The organism is Pseudoalteromonas sp. MER144-MNA-CIBAN-0113 (genome assembly GCF_040308965.1).
In the GTDB taxonomy this organism is placed as follows: Bacteria; Pseudomonadota; Gammaproteobacteria; order Enterobacterales; family Alteromonadaceae; genus Pseudoalteromonas; species Pseudoalteromonas tetraodonis.
Window position 1 is genome coordinate 1 of the sequence record NZ_JBEOOG010000030.1, and the last position, 15,984, is coordinate 15,984.

Genomic DNA, 15,984 nt, shown 5'->3' on the forward strand with positions numbered 1-15,984 from the left:
GCAGTGAGTGACAGCACCGTTGCGATCTAATGCAAGCATAACTGGTACTTTAGGTATGTTATGGCTCTTAACACCACGCTTACGTGGAGGTCTTTCCAACTTGCGTTTACCCTTGAACGACTCGTTAATAAAGGTTTCATCGGCTTCAATGATCCCATGAAGCTCTGAAGGCTTTCTTTGTCTTGGTTTAGATAATAACTGATGACGCCAACGCCAAGCGGTTTTAACATTAATACCTAGCTCACTTGCTGCTTCTCTGATCTTGGCTGTAAACCACATGCCTTCAGAATACTGGTGCCATTTATCTTGTTTTTTCATGCCAGATAACGGAGTACCTGTAAGTGAATTAAACGTTCGAACACAAGCTTTGCATTTGTATCTCTGCTGCCCTCGTGCTGTTGTTCCGTATTTTGTGAACTCATCGCTACCACAATGGGCACATTCGCCTACGCCTTCCTCATGCACAGCGATAGCTTTACCTACATGATTCGAAGAGATCATTTCTTCGAGGTGCTGTCGGAGACGCTTCAACTGAACAAAAGTTAGATCTTCTAGTTTTGTTTGAAGATTGGCAAACTGAGTATTATTCATGGACGCTCCTAACATGATTTGATTTACTTAGTATAGCAAACCAACACAGAAATGGATCAGCGCCATATATATACAGTTATTTATTTTGTATCATCAAACTCAATAACACAAGCCATTTTATAATTAAATACTGGCTATCACTGCAAATAGCGCGGTAAATATGGTACAAATAGGGCAAGTATTAATAACAATGATTTTTTTATGCGCACCCTAGAACAAATTAAACAAGCAAGCCTTATTACTGCAATTAAAACACCTTACTTAGCCAATGGTGAGATCGATCTTGCAAAGTATGATGAACTCGTTGAAATACAAATTGCAGCGGGTGTTGACGGCATAGTTGTTGGTGGCACCACCGGTGAAGGCCAGTTAATGAACTGGGAAGAGCATTTAATGCTAATTGCGCACAGTGCCAATAAATTTGGTGATAAATTACTGATTGTAGGCAACACCGGCAGTAATAATACGCGCGAAGCAATTAAAGCAACAAAATATGGTTTTGCCAGCGGCATGCATGCCTCATTACAAATTAACCCTTACTACGGGCGCACATCAATTGCCGGTGTTAAAGAACACTTTAAACGTGTGCTTGATATTGGTCCGGCGTTTATTTACAACGTAGCAGGGCGCACAGGTCAAGACCTCACCCCTGATATTATTGAACCACTGGCCCAGCATGAGCACTTTATTGGTGTTAAAGAATGTGGTGGCAATGAGCGTATAGCGCACTATGAACAACAAGGTATTGCGTGTTGGTCTGGTAATGATGACGAAGCACACGATGCACGCCATACTCATAAAGCACATGGTGTTATTTCAGTTACGTCTAACCTGATCCCGGGTTTGTTCCGTCAATTAATGGATAGCAAAAATGATGCGCTTAATAACTCATTACAACCATTAATGAACTGGTTGTTTTGCGAGCCAAACCCAATTGCCATTAACACCGCGATGATCATGACAGGCGCGGTTAACCCAGTGTTTAGAATGCCTTATGTGCCGCTTAGCGATGAGCAACAGCAACAAGGTGAAACCCTAATTAATCAGCTTAATGAGCAAGATTTTGTCGGTAGTCGAGCGCAGTGTGTGGATATTAGTAAGGTTTTGATTTTATCTTAAACTGTTAGACTATTTATTAAATACTAAATTTTCAAAGCAGCCTACTGTAAACACAGAGGCTGCTTTTTTATATCACTGCCAATAGTAGTTGAGTTTAAGCTGCCACATAGCTGAATTAGCGTGAGTGACCGCTAATCTAATATCAATATCTTGGCTTAAAGGCACTGCCATTTCTAGTTTGGTTTGCGCAGGGTTTTTGGCATTTAAGAATGACTTTTCGTAGGATGCTTTAAGTTTAATACCTGAGTCAGTACCAGTAATAATCCCCACTTCTACCGACGAATCATAAAAGTGGCTGTTTTTAGCTAAATCACCTAAATAACCATTAATTAAGCTATAGGCTAAGGTGTTGTTGCTAAATTGCCAAGCTTGTCCGGCTCCCCCCATAACAAAGCTACGTTTACAGGTTCTGCACAGTGCTGGTTGTCTGTCGAATCCAACATTAATTTTCCACGACCACTTAGATTCATTAGCCCAAGATAATTGGTTTGGATTGAATGACTCCAAATCTAATAAATGAACTTTGTTTATGTAAGTTTCGCCATCAGTAAACATCAGCTCGGTATCTAACATTTCTAAATTAGAAAATGGAATGCGGGCAATATCAGAGGCAAGGGTATCAAAATAACTCAACCTAAAACCCAAAGTGTACTGTGTTTGCTCAGCCGTGTGCACCGCAGAAACTGAGCTATTAGAGGGCTTTTGCCCTTGATGTGGTGGCTGTTGGGTAAATTGAAATTTTACTTTGTTTTCGCCCATTGGCAGCTTTAAGCGCGCTTTAATAAGTGCATTCTTTAACTCACTTATTTTTACTGGGGTTTGCTTTTGAATTTGTTTTACTTGTACGAGTTCAAATAAAGCGCCAATAATGGCTTTTTGAGAGTGTACTGGCAAAGCTAAAAACGATTCGTTTTTAAGTACAGGTGATTCGGCAAAGATTTGTTTTGCAAAGCTGAGCTCTTTTTCACTTAAAGATTGAACGTGCTTGGCAAATACAGTGTCGCGCGAGGGGGTAAATGTGATATTTTTAACCGCCGATTGGCCTTGGTAAGTGGCCGTGTTTAATCTTGAAAAAATAGTGGCTGGTATTACCCAAGGAGCGCCTTCGCTGGTTAGTTGATCGCCAATAACAAGTTCAATAATTTGCGCAAGATGAAATGCACAGTTTTCATCGGCAAAGTAATAATCAAATTCAGTGCCTAAAATTTCCCATAAGTGATTAGCAATAAAAGCCACGTCGCGCTCGTTTAGATTAAGCGTATATTCCCATAAATCTCTTAATTCTATCTCACCGTAATTATGCTGGTGGCGGTAAAATAGTTGATCTGAAAAACCGGCTTTATAACCACCAAACAAGCCCTTGAGAATATACACCAAGCCGTTTTCATTATCTGGAACGTGTGCGCCATAGTTAATACTGTAATCTAATAATTTGTTTTTTGATTCGGTCGAGCGATTAAGTTTAAGTAATAAATGACCATATAATGATGCGGGATTACTCATATAACCAGATGCAAATACTAAACTAACAGAGTGAATTGCTTGTTGCTCTCGCCATTGCTTTAATTTTGGGCACTCTGCAGCTGGCATTGAAAAGGTTAAACCTTGCTCTTTGAGCCATTGGTAACGAGCAGGGTAGCGACATGGCATTGAGGGCAGGTTATTAAAAGCATGGATTGTTGCTTTTAATTCGGCAGCCGGATCAGTACGTCCGTTATCTGCAATAAAAAATGATGCGTTAGTAATATAACTGATGGTAGCTGGTTGGTTTTTGTAATGCCCTAATTTCAACCATATTGGGTGTTTGGCTAAAACAGAGATAGATTTCGTGGCAGAGCTTGAGAAAGAGATGAATAAAAAAGCACTAATTAAATAAAATAGAGGTTTCATTGTTTAACCAAAAAAAAGGGCTGTTAAGCCCTTTAATTATTAGATTGCAGCGCATTGAGATGAAAAGTTAGTTGTAATTTTACCTTCAACTAATTCATAAAATGCTTGTGCATTGTCTATTGGCGCGTTTGCGTAATCGTTACGTACCGAAGTGATAATTTGTTGATGTGCAGTTACATCACAACCACGTACGTTAAGCATTGCAGCGATATACTCGCCTTCACCCTGTGCTATTTCTTGTTCTAATACAGGAAAAGTTTGTTGAATAAACTGCGCTGTTTTTACGTTAGCGCCTTCACAACTTTCTACTGAAGAGATGTTAGAAGACACTGCAGTTGTGCCTAAATCCCAAATAATATTAGAAATTGCTGCAGCAACGCCATTATCTGGGAAAACCATCGCGCCAATACCACATTGTTGCCATGGGTTGATGCCACTTTTTGCTTGTGACGGCATTGAAACAAACGCGCTTACTAATACCGCAGCAGTTAAACATCTTTTTATCATTATTAATTTCCTTTAATTTATATTCACCCAACAAAATGGGCGGGAAAGTGTACCTGCTTTTTTTATTTAAATGCAAATGGTTATGTAACACAATGTAAAAGAACGGTGTAAAGTTTATAAAATCGCAATAAAGAAGTGAATAAGCGAGGATTAATATTGCGAGTTAAAATCATTTAGCTAATTCAAACAGCGGCTAATAATAGCTAATTACCCTGCATTTTATAAATTAGTGGTTTCTGGTGTTTAAAACTAACTGTTTAAGCGATTTTACTGTATAATTTGCGACCCTTGATAATGTGGCCGCAGGTTATACAGCAATGAATTTTAAATCTTTTAGTTTTGCCCCTGAACTTATTCAGGCGTTAGACGAACTTAATTACCACACCCTTACGCCCATTCAGCGCGCAGCTATTCCGGCTGTTCGTAAAGGTAAAGACGTTTTAGCGAGTGCACAAACCGGCACAGGTAAAACCGCTGCCTTTGCACTCCCTATTATCCAAAAGTTATTTGAGTCAGATTGCAGTACTACGAATGCGCCAAGCGCCTTAGTCCTTGCGCCTACGCGTGAGCTTGCAGAGCAAATAGCGAATAACTTTAAAGACTTTGCTAAGTACACTTCGCTAAAAGTAGTGAGTTTATTTGGTGGTGTTAATACCGCAGGACAAGAAATTGCACTCAAAGAAGGTGTGGATATTGTAGTAGCAACACCAGGGCGTTTACTTGATCATATTCGTTTAGGTAACTTAAGCCTTGCCCAAGTAAAACACTTAGTACTTGATGAAGCTGACCGTATGCTCGATATGGGCTTTATTAATGACATGCAAAGCGTGATAAAAAGCTGTGCTGATGAGCGTCAAATCTTATTGTTTTCAGCAACTTTCCCAGCAGCAATTAAACAATTTGCCTCTAAAGTGCTAAAGCAACCTGAAATTGTGCGTGTTGATCAAACTAACAGCACCGCAAGCACAGTACAACACGTGGTTTACCCGGTAGAAGAGCGCCGTAAGCAAGAGTTACTTTCTGAGCTAATTGGTAAGAAAAACTGGCAGCAAGTGCTGGTGTTTGTAAACATGAAAGAAACCGCAGATGAGCTAGTCACTGAGCTTAACCTAGACGGTATCCCAGCGGCAGTGTGTCATGGTGATAAATCGCAGGGTAACCGTCGTCGTGCGTTACGTGAATTCAAAGAAGGCAAAGTACGCGTTCTAGTTGCAACAGAAGTTGCAGCACGTGGTATTGATATTGACGGTTTACCGCGCGTTATTAATATTGATTTACCTTGGCTTGCTGAAGATTACGTACACCGCATTGGCCGTACAGGCCGTGCTGGTAACCAAGGTCAAGCAATTTCGTTTGTTAGCCGCGAAGAAGAAAACATGTTGTTTGAAATTGAAACCTTAATTGGTCAAAAAATTAAACGTGTTTACTTAGAAGGTTACGAAGTAAGTAATCGTGAAGTACTGATTGATAAAATTGGTAAAAAGCCAGCGCATTTACGCCGCACCCGTGCTAATAAGCCATCAGGCCAAGCTACCGGTGAAGCGAGAGCGAAGAACCGTTCGCGTATTTCTAATGTACGTAAAAGCTTAAAAGGCGAAAAGCTATCACTTAAAAAGTAAGATAGCTAAGCCATTAAAAAAACCTGAGTTTACTCAGGTTTTTTTATGCCTAATACATTATCGATAATAGCAGCGTACGCATAAGCAGCCGCTTCAGCATTTTGATTAGCAATAACCGACAATCCAACCGGTAAGTGGCTTACTTTACCTACTGGCAGAGTGATATGGGTTGTTCCTGCAATAGCAGGCAATGAACTACTACTGCCTTTAAAGTTATCACCGTTAATTAAATCGGTTTTCCAGGCGGGCGAAACGGTGGGCGCAATCACAATATCGAGCTTATTATTGCGGTATAAATTGCTAATAGCGCGGTTTGCTAGTGCGCGATAACGCGCCTTGGTTTTTTGATATTGTTGTTTCTCACTCAAATCAACCGCGTTGGCTTGCTGTAAAATATCTTGCTCAAAGTAGAGCATTTCTTGCTTTTTATTTGCGGTATTGAATGCGATTAAATCGTCTAAACTTTTTACCGTTACTTGCGTTGGTGTTTGGCTTAAATAGTGATTAATTTCGGCTTTAAAGTCGTAAAGCAAGATGGCGTATTCATCAACGTAAAGTGTGCTTAAATCATCTTTTACTTCAACATTGACAACGGTATGACCTCCGTCTTTTAATGCTTGTAGCTGTTTAGCGTAAAGTTTTTGTGTTTCCACAGTAAACTTACTGGCAGGTAAAGCGCCTATTCTCAGTGACGGCTTAGGCGCTATACTATCAAGCTTTCTATTTACGTTGAGTGTTGATACATCATTAGGGTCTTCCCCTTGAATGACGGACAATACTGCGAGTGCATCTTTTAAAGAATGTGCCATTGGGCCTACCGAATCTTGGCTACTAGAAAGTGGCACCACGCCTGCGCGCGAAACTTGTCCCATACTGGGTTTTATGGCGTACACCCCATTAACAGATGCAGGGCAGGTAATTGAGCCGTCGGTTTCAGTGCCCAGCGCAATAGGTGCAAAATTTAAAGCAACCGCGACAGCAGAGCCCGAGCTTGAACCACACGGATTACGCGTTACATCATGGGCGTTATGGGTTTGCCCACCTATTGCACTCCAACCAGATGACGAATACGATGAGCGAAAATTAGCCCATTCACTTAAGTTAGCTTTGCCTAAAATAATAGCGCCTGCTTGGCGTAATTGTTTAACCACAAAGGCATCTTTATTGGTAATGTTATTTTTAAGTGCTAATGAGCCCGCTGTAGTGGGTAATGTACCTGTTGTTTCAATGTTATCTTTTAGTAATACCGCAATACCATGTAAAGGGCCTGCCCATTTTCCGGCTTTAAACAGTGCATCGAGTTGTTTGGCTTGTTCAATTGCAGTGGGCTCAATACTAATTACTGCATTATATTTAGGATTGAGCGCGTTTATTCTGTCGATATAAGTGCGGGTAAGCTGTTCAGCTGTAGTGCTATTATTTTTATAGGCGCTGTGAATGTCACTAATGGTTTTAAGCTCTGTATTGTTAGCCGCTGCGTGTAAGTTAGTTATTGTACAAACACATAAGGTTAAAAGTAGCCGTTTTATAATCATTGTTATTATCTATTTTATGGAAACACAGGTTATTTTTAGCACAAAAAAACCTCACATTGTGAGGTTTTTCGATAAAGGTCGATTAAATCGAGTTAGGCGTTTTCTAGCATCGATAACGCAACCGCCTCTGCGGCTTTAATACCATCAATACCCGCTGATAAAATACCACCCGCATAACCCGCGCCTTCACCTGCAGGGTAAAGCCCTTTAGTATTAATACTTTGGAAGGTTTTATCGCGCTTGATACTTATTGGTGATGAAGTACGCGTTTCTACCCCAGTGAGTAAGCCATCATTAGTTGAAAAACCACGAATTTGCTTGTTAAAGGCTGGAATTGCTTCACGCAAGGCTTCAATCGCAAAAGGAGGTAATACGTTGCTCAAATCAGTCAGTTTTATGCCCGGCGTATACGAAGGCTGTACATCGCCTAAATTAGCCGATGATTTACCTTTTAAAAAGTCGCCAATAAGCTGTGCAGGGGCATCGTAGTTTTTACCACCAAGTTCATAGGCTTGCTCTTCTAGTTTACGCTGTAAATCAATGCCGGCTAGGGGATGCCCAGGGAAGTCTTTTTCTGGCGAAATACCCACTACAATAGCGCTGTTAGCATTACGTTCACTACGTGAATATTGGCTCATACCGTTGGTGACGACTCGGCCTTCTTCAGAGGTTGCGGCAACTACAGTGCCGCCAGGGCACATACAAAAGCTATATACAGTACGGCCGTTATTACAATGGTGTACTAATTTGTAATCTGCAGAGCCTAAAATAGGGTTACCCGCATTATCGCCAAAGCGGCATTCATCAATCATTGATTGCTTATGTTCTATTCTAAAGCCCACTGAAAAGGGTTTAGCTTCAACATAAATGCCTTTATCGTGGATCATTTTAAACGTATCGCGGGCACTGTGGCCAACCGCTAATATCACATGGCGAGTTTCAAGCTGTTCACCATTAGAAAGCGTAAGCCCAGTCACTTGGCCGTTGTCTAAATGGATATCGTCAACGCGGGTGCTAAAACGAATTTCTCCACCAAGTTCAATAATACGTGCACGCATTTTTTCAATCATGGTTACCAGTTTAAAGGTACCAATATGCGGCTTACTCACGTATAAAATTTCTTCAGGAGCGCCGGCCTCTACGAACTCAGTAATGACTTTACGACCATAATGTTTAGGATCTTTTACTTGGCTGTAGAGCTTACCGTCTGAGAACGTGCCTGCGCCACCTTCACCAAACTGTACGTTTGATTCTGTATTAAGGGCCTTTTTACGCCAAAAGCCAAAGGTGTCTTTGGTGCGCTCACGCACTTCTTTACCGCGCTCTAAAATAATTGGGTTAAAGCCCATTTGTGCCAACACTAAACCGGCAAATAAGCCACAAGGGCCAAAGCCAATTACCACAGGGCGTTCTTTAATACTGCTATTGGCGTGCGCTACAAATTTGTAGTTGGTGTCAGGGGAGACTTTAACGTGTTGGTCTTTTTCAAACGAGGTTAACAGTTGTGCTTCGTTATCCACTTCAACATCAAGCGTGTAAATCAGTAAAATGGCGCTTTTTTTACGTGCATCGTAACCGCGTTTAAACACATTGTAGCTGTGTAGCTGCTCTGGGCTTATATTTAATTTATTGATGATGGCTTGGCCAATGGCATTTTCGTCATGGTCAAGCGGCAGCTTTATTTCGGTTAAACGTATCATTAATATCTCTTTAGGTGTCATAGCGGGGATTAAATTCCGCTCACAATAAGGGGTGTGCACAAAGCGCTGATTTATAAGCGCCATATGTTACGTTAAATTGCCCACTTTTGGCACTTATTTATTGTGTTTTGGTAAGGGTTGGGTATGATCCGCAGCTGTTATTGTGAAACATTAGGTATTAAACCATTATGGCGTTTGTAGTCACCGAAAATTGTATAAAATGTAAGTACACTGATTGCGTATCAGTATGCCCTGCAGATGCATTTTTTGAAGGTCCTAATTTTTTGGCTATTAGTCCTATTGACTGTATTGACTGTGGTTTATGCGTACCTGAGTGTGCCGCTGATGCTATTTTTCAAGAAGATGAATTACCTGAATCGCAAAAAGAGTTTACCCAATTAAATGCGGAGCTAGCAGAAATATGGCCACGCATCACCCAAGTTAAACCCGCCCCGGAAGATGCCGATAGTTGGAATGGTGTGGCTAATAAATTAAAACTTCTCGACACATAATCATTCCATTTTGTTGTGTATTAGTTTTTTGTTAATTTTATTGCAAATATTAACGCGCAAGTATTAACAAACGTACCTGTATAATTTACACTCCAGACCAAAGTTTACTTTTAACAAGTAAATAAATCTAAATGGATGTTTATGCAGTACTTTATACCTACAAAAATAATAAAATGGCTGTTGTTGATCAGCTTCAGCCTCGGTTTAACTCTCAGCCCTAATGCACTTGCCGATAAGCTTAATTATCAACTCGCGCACATTAATAAAAATATTGATGTAGATGGCGTGCTTAACGAGCCACATTGGCAACAAGCAACACATGTTGCGGTAAATTACCAAGATGAGCCGAATGAAAAAGGCACACCGCCAGTAAAAACAGATGCATACCTTTATGACGATGGTCATAATTTATATGTGGCGTTTGTAGCTTATGACCCGGATCCGAGTAAAATTCGCGCGGCGCTTCGTGACAGAGATACCCTCTGGCAAGATGATACTGTCGGTTTGGTGATTGATACCTTTAACGATGAACGTACAGGCTATGAGTTTTATGTAAACCCACTGGGCGCTCAAGGTGATCTTCGCATGACGGATACCGATGAATGGGTGTCAGACTTATCATGGGATGCCATTTGGGACAGTGCCGGTACCATAAACGAGCAAGGTTACGTAATTGAAATGCGTATTCCGTTTAAAGCTCTGCGCTTTGCACAAAATAAAGATCAATCTACCTGGGGTTTTGCTGTAATGCGCAACTATCAGCGTGATGTGTTGTATCAATTATCAAGTACAGGCTTTGACCGTGATATTAAATGTAGTTTGTGTCAGTTTGACAAAATAACTGGATTTAATAATTTAGCACCGAGTAAAAATCTGCAATTAACGCCAACCTTAACCGCATTAAGAAACGATCAAAAAACACAGGTACCTGGTGCGTGGGATAACGGCGATGTAAATACAGAAGTAGGGCTTGATCTGCGTTGGGGCGTCACTAAAGATGCAGTTATTAATGCCACCATAAACCCTGATTTCTCTCAGGTAGAAACCGATTCGTTAGAACTGGATGTAAACACCACATATTCTATTTATTACGCAGAAAAACGCCCGTTTTTCTTAGATGGCGCATCTTACTTTAAAAGTAACTTATTTGAACTCCTTTACACCCGTACCATAGCTGAGCCAAATATTGGCGCCAAGCTCACCGGTAAAACCGACAGCCACAGTTATGCGCTGATGTTTGCAGATGACGATAACAGTAATATTTTATTGCCAACTAACCAAGGCTCGGGCTTTGCCAACTTAAATGATAAAACCAAAGCAGTGGTGGCACGTTATCAATATGATATTGGCCAACAAGGTACTATTGGTGTCACTTCTACACATAGAGAAAGTAGTGACTACCATAATACGGTGCTATCGGTTGATGGAAGCTATTGGTTTAATCAGTCAGATACGCTTAATTATCAAATCGCGAATGCTGATACCAATAACTCGCCGTTTTTAGTTGATAACTACAATTTAGCAGACTCTCAGTCGGATATGGCGTATGCATTAAAGCTGACACGCGATAAGCGTGATTATAAGCTCTACGCGACCTATGACAATATTGGTGAGGATTACCGGACCGATTTAGGTTATCAAGAAAAGGTAGACTATGAAAAGGTAGGCTTTGGTGGCGGACAAACTTGGTATGGTGATGAACATGACATGCTAACAACCTGGTCATACACCGCCGATTGGGATAAAACCTGGGCGCAAAATGGCGAGTTACTTGAAGAAGAATACGAAGGTTACATGACCTTTCAAGGTCAAAAGCAGTCTGTATTTGAGCTGGGTTTGTTAAATCGCTATGAAAATTATAACGGCAAGTTTTATAACCAAAATATTGGTTATTTTTATACGGCTTTTAGACCGTCAAAAGATCTGAGATTATCGTTATATGCCGAATATGCAAGCCGTATAGATTACACTAATGAGCAGCTAGGCGATGTTTTAACCACACAATCGCAGGCTGTTTGGGATATTAATAACCATTGGCAGGTCGATGTTAGGCATAATTATAGCCATTTAGATGATTACCAAGGGCGACGTGTTTTTACCGCAAACCTTATTGATTTTAGGCTTTATTATAAGTTTAGTATGCGCGCTATGCTTAAGCTGATTTTACAGTTTGAAGATATAGACAGAAATGAGGATGCTTACTTTTATCAGGTTAGCGAAATCAACAAAGATTACGGTAGTCAGCTGGTGTACTCATACAAAATTAACGCACAAACCTTATTTTACTTAGGGTATTCAGATAAAGGTTATCAGGATGACTCGTTAAAAAGCATTGAGCGAGACCAACGTACTTTCTTTACTAAAGTCAGTTATGCGTGGCAGTTATAACGCTATAAATAATATAAAAGTAAGATTTTGCTAGGCAATAAAAAAACACGCTAACCAGTAGCGTGTTTTTTTATATTTACTAGGGTCTGTTGACCTTTGTGGATTGAAATTTGTTCAAACTAGGGGGTGTTTAATCGCGGCGCGAGGTTTGTAACCTAGTGGGCTAAGTAAAAACCGAGCAACAAAGAGTAAATAGCCCCTAGGAAGAACCCTTTGGGCAGCGCCTGTTTGGCATTAATGCTACGTTATCGCCTATTTATGGGGAATAACACTACATAGGCTCTGCTTTGCCTAAATACCAAACAGGCTGCTGCAAATTCAATCTTAAAAGTACAACAGACCCTGCTAACTATTACAAATCAAATGTACGTGAGATAGCCAGTACAATTCGCTCATCTGCGTAATCGTAATCTAGGCTGGTATTCTCAGCAGCCACTTCAATGCCAAACCCTTCATAGCTCGTTTGGTATGCTAAGCGGTAGTGATAATACGATTTGTCGCCCTTAGCTTCATCCCATTGGAACTTATTGCCATCGAGTGAGTTTGAAATATCAAAGCTGGCACGAATCGCATGATTTGGCGCAAGCTCGTAAGTGTGCGCAATCATAGAAATCACATGGCCAGTATCGTAGCCAAAGTAATCCCAGCTGTACCAAAAGTTAAGCTCTGTTTGGCCGTAGTCACTGGCGTAACCAAATTTAGTATACGCTTCTGCGTAGTTACCATCGCTGTTATTACCTTGGTAAGTGTAATAAGCAATACCGTAATCCAGGCTTACTTGTTCGTTTAACTGAATGTATCGGCCTACGTAAGCATCTAGTTCAAAGTCGGTGTCATCACCAAAATCTACGTTTGATGCCCATACACCGGCATAAACACCGTTATCATAAGCGTAGTCAAGGCTTGCTTGTAGTGCCGGATCGTTATCTGTTTGTGATACACCATTAAAGGTGTAATCAGATGCAGCCGTAATCGTTGTTGACCAGTTAGCCGCTGCCGTTGTTGATAAAACGGTGAACGGTAAAGCGATAAAAAGTTGTTTTAATTTATTGTTCATGTGTTTTCTTAGCTGATAGTTTCTATTTTTGTGTAATCAATTTTATTCGCTTTAGGCGATCCTTCGATATTGCTGACCGTTTTAAGTTTGCTGTAGGCAATAAAACCAAGGCAAATAAAGAATAACCCTATAACTAAAGCACCAACCCATTGAATTTGCAAAAACTCAAGCTTAAATAGCAGTGTTAGTAGCGACAAAGCGACAACGTTCATGGCAATATATTTAAATTTACCAAAGCGTTTTACGGTTAGGTTTAAATTATCTGTGTATAAACGGATCAGGGAATCGAGCGAATTAATAACAAATACGATACCTACAAACACCATAGCAAAGTTTTTAATTCCCTCGGTTGGAATACCGGCTTCATGGTAGTGATATAACACACTAAACCAGATAGCGATTGGAATCGATGGGAAAATCAGCATAGCACCAAGGACTTGATAGGTTTTTAAACCGCCCACAAAACGCGATGTAAATTGACCAATCATAATGCTCCACGCAAACCACCAAAATAAGTAAAACTCATGGTAATCATTCAGTGGTAATACAAACTCATTGATGTTGGCAAAGTAATTACCAATTAATCCGATGTTTTTAGTAAATGCAGAGAGTTCACTGTCGCCAAATAAGAAGGCATCAGCCCACATAAAGCCAATTAGGGCGATAAACAACCAAGTAGTTGCAATACTTAAAAAGCGCACATATTTAATATCGGTACTTGAATACACCGCAAAGCAAATAGCGGCAAGCACGATTAAGTAAAACGCAGGAATAACATTTGAGCCATCACCGAGTTCAGGTAAATACCACGGCAAGTTACTCAGTAATAAGTAAGCGGTAAACGCACAAGTACCAATAATGACCACGTTGTTTAAAAACTTAACCCATGGAATTTCAAAAAACTTCACTTTGGGTTCTATTACACAGAAATAAAAGCACGTAAGAAAATAAAATCCCCAAATTAAAAATCCCCAATAACCAAACTCAATTGAGAGAGGATTGGCAAATGCATATTCTGGGCTTGCTTTTATGTCTGCATAACCGGCAAATTCGGTTAAAGGGAACATAATAAGGCCAACGTCTAGGCCTGAGGTAAACAGGATTGCTATAAAAGTGAATGTTCTCACTGGTGTGACGCCCACTACGCGTACATTGCCCCATTTTATTAAAATAGTAACAATGGCAAGTAAGGTGAAAATAATGCCTGCATTAAGCCAAATAGTCATTATCGCCCTCCCAGAATGAATAAAAATAACACATATATACTCCGTTTTTTTATTGTGCTTGCATTAACACAGGCATAACCTATTTATGCTTGTGAGCCACTGCAAGGCGCATAAAGGCACTCCTTAAAGCATTTTGCTAAAAGAGTGGCCTTTATGGCAGGCTAAATTAAAGGGTTTTATTTCGTTGTGAAGTTTGCCAATCAGTGGCATTCACAACATCAACTCCTGTATGAGCTAAAGGCTTATTACCTAAAATAATATCAGCGGCTTTTTCGGCCACCATGATGGTAGGCGCATTTAAATTACCATTAGGTATGGTTGGAAAAATCGACGAGTCAACTACACGCAAGCTTTGCATGCCATGCACTTGGGTATTTGAGTTAACTACAGCCATGTCGTCTTCACCCATTTTACAAGAGCAAGAAGGGTGGTAAGCACTTTCCACTGCTTGGCGCACAAAGGCATCAATTTGCTCATCCGTTTGAACTTGTTGCCCTGGTTGAATTTCTTCACCACGGAAGTCGTCAAAGGCAGGTTGTTCAATAATTTCACGCGTTAAACGTACGCACGCCCTAAAGCCTTCAATGTCGTCTTGATGCTCAAGATAATTAAACACAATCTTTGGCGGCTGCGTCGGATCTGCTGAGGCAATAGTGACACTGCCACGACTTTTAGGTTTGTTATGACCTACATGCACTTGAAAACCATGCCCTGCAAAAGCACTGCGTCCATCATAACGCATTGCTGCTGGTAAAAAGTGATACTGAATATCAGGCCATTCAACACCGGGTTTTGAGCGAATAAAGGCACACGATTCAAAGTGATTAGTTGAGCCTAAACCTTTACGGGTAAGCAGCCATTTTGCACCAATTAAACCTTTAGAAAACAAGCCTAATTTACCGTTTAAGGTAATGGGTTGTTTACACTTATATTGAAAGTAAAACTCTAAATGGTCTTGCAAGTTTTGACCAACACCTGGTAGGTGATGTTTTACTTCAACACCTGCTTTTTCAAGTATTTGTGTATCACCAATACCGGACAGTTGTAACAGGTGAGGTGAACCGATAGAGCCCGCACTTAAAATAACCTCTTTACTTGCTGTGGCTGTTTTAACTGTGCCATTGAGCTTGTATTCAACACCGGTTGCTTTTTTACCGTCTAAAATAACGCGCTGCGCAAGTGCACCGGTTACAATTGTTAGATTACTGCGATGCTTAATCGGATCTAAATATTCACGAGAGGCTGAGCTGCGCACACCGTTTTTAACGGTCATGTGCATAGGGCCAAAGCCTTCTTGTTGAGCACTATTATAATCAGCTGTAGTGGCATAACCCGCTTGAGCACCAGCATCAATAAAGGCGCTATACAAAGGGTTTTCCATGTTATTACCGTTATTAACGCCAAGGGGGCCTGTTCCACCACGATGGCTGTTTTCACCTAGATAAAAGCTTTCTGCTTTTTTAAAATACGGTAAACAGGCTTGATAATCCCAGCCATTAGCGCCATGTTGCTGCCATTCATCAAAATCTTTCGCATGACCACGTACATACACCATGCCATTAATAGATGATGAGCCGCCAAGCACTTTACCGCGTGGGCAGTGCATTTCACGGTTATCTAAGTACTTTTCTGGCTGCGTATGAAATTGCCACGCATACTTATCGGTATTCATTGGAATCGACAGAGCAGTGGGCATTTTAATAAAAATGCTTTTATCGCTGCCGCCGGTTTCAAGTAACAATACCTTGTTACTTGAATCTTCAGACAAGCGATTTGCTAACACACAACCTGCTGAGCCCGCGCCTACAATAATATAATCAAAAGAGTGGTTCATAATGAT

The 15,984-nt window shown here is 40.6% G+C and carries 12 protein-coding genes; 4 read left to right on the top strand and 8 right to left on the bottom strand.

The features are described from left to right. The coding region (locus AAEY57_RS09740) for an IS1595 family transposase (RefSeq protein ID WP_350607692.1) at nucleotides 1-591 on the bottom strand (591 nt) is incomplete at its 3' end. Between the two features lie 201 nt (nucleotides 592-792). On the opposite strand from AAEY57_RS09740, the gene dapA reads away from it, so the two are divergent. After that, nucleotides 793-1,710 (top strand): 4-hydroxy-tetrahydrodipicolinate synthase, encoded by a 918-nt coding sequence (dapA, locus tag AAEY57_RS09745; RefSeq protein WP_008115282.1) that lies wholly within the window; start codon nucleotides 793-795, stop codon nucleotides 1,708-1,710. 72 nt (nucleotides 1,711-1,782) lie between these two features. Here the strand turns inward: dapA and AAEY57_RS09750 are convergent, their stop codons facing one another. Further along, on the bottom strand, nucleotides 1,783-3,600 hold the full coding sequence (locus AAEY57_RS09750; RefSeq protein WP_350607695.1) for an Lnb N-terminal periplasmic domain-containing protein: 1,818 nt from the start codon (nucleotides 3,598-3,600) through the stop codon (nucleotides 1,783-1,785). Between the two features lie 39 nt (nucleotides 3,601-3,639). Next, nucleotides 3,640-4,107 (bottom strand): DUF3015 family protein, encoded by a 468-nt coding sequence (locus AAEY57_RS09755; protein WP_008115277.1) that lies wholly within the window; start codon nucleotides 4,105-4,107, stop codon nucleotides 3,640-3,642. A gap of 317 nt (nucleotides 4,108-4,424) precedes the next feature. Here AAEY57_RS09755 and AAEY57_RS09760 point away from each other — a divergent pair, with 317 nt between their 5' ends. Beyond that, the gene (locus tag AAEY57_RS09760) at nucleotides 4,425-5,726 is read left to right on the top strand and encodes a DEAD/DEAH box helicase (protein WP_016899720.1); all 1,302 of its coding nucleotides are present in this window, start codon (nucleotides 4,425-4,427) and stop codon (nucleotides 5,724-5,726) included. 29 nt (nucleotides 5,727-5,755) lie between these two features. Here AAEY57_RS09760 and AAEY57_RS09765 read toward each other — a convergent pair whose 3' ends face one another. Beyond that, on the bottom strand, nucleotides 5,756-7,261 hold the full coding sequence (locus AAEY57_RS09765; protein ID WP_016899721.1) for an amidase family protein: 1,506 nt from the start codon (nucleotides 7,259-7,261) through the stop codon (nucleotides 5,756-5,758). Between the two features lie 92 nt (nucleotides 7,262-7,353). Beyond that, the gene (locus AAEY57_RS09770) at nucleotides 7,354-8,961 is read right to left on the bottom strand and encodes an NAD(P)/FAD-dependent oxidoreductase (RefSeq protein WP_013463219.1); all 1,608 of its coding nucleotides are present in this window, start codon (nucleotides 8,959-8,961) and stop codon (nucleotides 7,354-7,356) included. A 188-nt stretch (nucleotides 8,962-9,149) separates the two neighbouring features. Between AAEY57_RS09770 and fdxA the strand changes: the two genes are divergently transcribed. Both fdxA and AAEY57_RS09780 read left to right on the top strand, forming a co-directional pair. Continuing rightward, the gene (gene fdxA, locus AAEY57_RS09775; protein ID WP_008114035.1) at nucleotides 9,150-9,473 is read left to right on the top strand and encodes a ferredoxin FdxA; all 324 of its coding nucleotides are present in this window, start codon (nucleotides 9,150-9,152) and stop codon (nucleotides 9,471-9,473) included. Between the two features lie 141 nt (nucleotides 9,474-9,614). Further along, complete coding sequence (locus AAEY57_RS09780) at nucleotides 9,615-11,861, top strand: carbohydrate binding family 9 domain-containing protein (protein ID WP_016899724.1); 2,247 nt, start codon at nucleotides 9,615-9,617, stop codon at nucleotides 11,859-11,861. Nucleotides 11,862-12,213: 352 nt separating this feature from the next. Here AAEY57_RS09780 and AAEY57_RS09785 read toward each other — a convergent pair whose 3' ends face one another. The 3 genes from AAEY57_RS09785 to betA form a co-directional block, all read right to left on the bottom strand. Further along, entirely contained in the window at nucleotides 12,214-12,918 is a 705-nt protein-coding gene (locus AAEY57_RS09785) for a TorF family putative porin (RefSeq protein WP_028834775.1), read from the bottom strand. Between the two features lie 8 nt (nucleotides 12,919-12,926). Continuing rightward, nucleotides 12,927-14,144 carry a BCCT family transporter gene (locus AAEY57_RS09790; RefSeq protein WP_013463220.1) on the bottom strand — a complete coding sequence of 406 codons (1,218 nt, stop codon included), beginning with the start codon at nucleotides 14,142-14,144 and terminating at the stop codon, nucleotides 12,927-12,929. A gap of 166 nt (nucleotides 14,145-14,310) precedes the next feature. Beyond that, nucleotides 14,311-15,978 (bottom strand): choline dehydrogenase, encoded by a 1,668-nt coding sequence (gene betA / locus AAEY57_RS09795; protein ID WP_036954848.1) that lies wholly within the window; start codon nucleotides 15,976-15,978, stop codon nucleotides 14,311-14,313. Nucleotides 15,979-15,984: the final 6 nt, after the last annotated feature.

Bases quoted from the DNA above. Each gene is read 5' to 3' on its own strand.
- dapA (WP_008115282.1), top strand. From the start codon at position 793: ATGCGCACCCTAGAACAAATTAAACAAGCAAGCCTTATTACTGCAATT.
- AAEY57_RS09750 (WP_350607695.1), bottom strand. From the start codon at position 3,600: ATGAAACCTCTATTTTATTTAATTAGTGCTTTTTTATTCATCTCTTTC.
- AAEY57_RS09755 (WP_008115277.1), bottom strand. From the start codon at position 4,107: ATGATAAAAAGATGTTTAACTGCTGCGGTATTAGTAAGCGCGTTTGTT.
- AAEY57_RS09760 (WP_016899720.1), top strand. From the start codon at position 4,425: ATGAATTTTAAATCTTTTAGTTTTGCCCCTGAACTTATTCAGGCGTTA.
- AAEY57_RS09765 (WP_016899721.1), bottom strand. From the start codon at position 7,261: ATGATTATAAAACGGCTACTTTTAACCTTATGTGTTTGTACAATAACT.
- AAEY57_RS09770 (WP_013463219.1), bottom strand. From the start codon at position 8,961: ATGATACGTTTAACCGAAATAAAGCTGCCGCTTGACCATGACGAAAAT.
- fdxA (WP_008114035.1), top strand. From the start codon at position 9,150: ATGGCGTTTGTAGTCACCGAAAATTGTATAAAATGTAAGTACACTGAT.
- AAEY57_RS09780 (WP_016899724.1), top strand. From the start codon at position 9,615: ATGCAGTACTTTATACCTACAAAAATAATAAAATGGCTGTTGTTGATC.
- AAEY57_RS09785 (WP_028834775.1), bottom strand. From the start codon at position 12,918: ATGAACAATAAATTAAAACAACTTTTTATCGCTTTACCGTTCACCGTT.
- AAEY57_RS09790 (WP_013463220.1), bottom strand. From the start codon at position 14,144: ATGACTATTTGGCTTAATGCAGGCATTATTTTCACCTTACTTGCCATT.
- betA (WP_036954848.1), bottom strand. From the start codon at position 15,978: ATGAACCACTCTTTTGATTATATTATTGTAGGCGCGGGCTCAGCAGGT.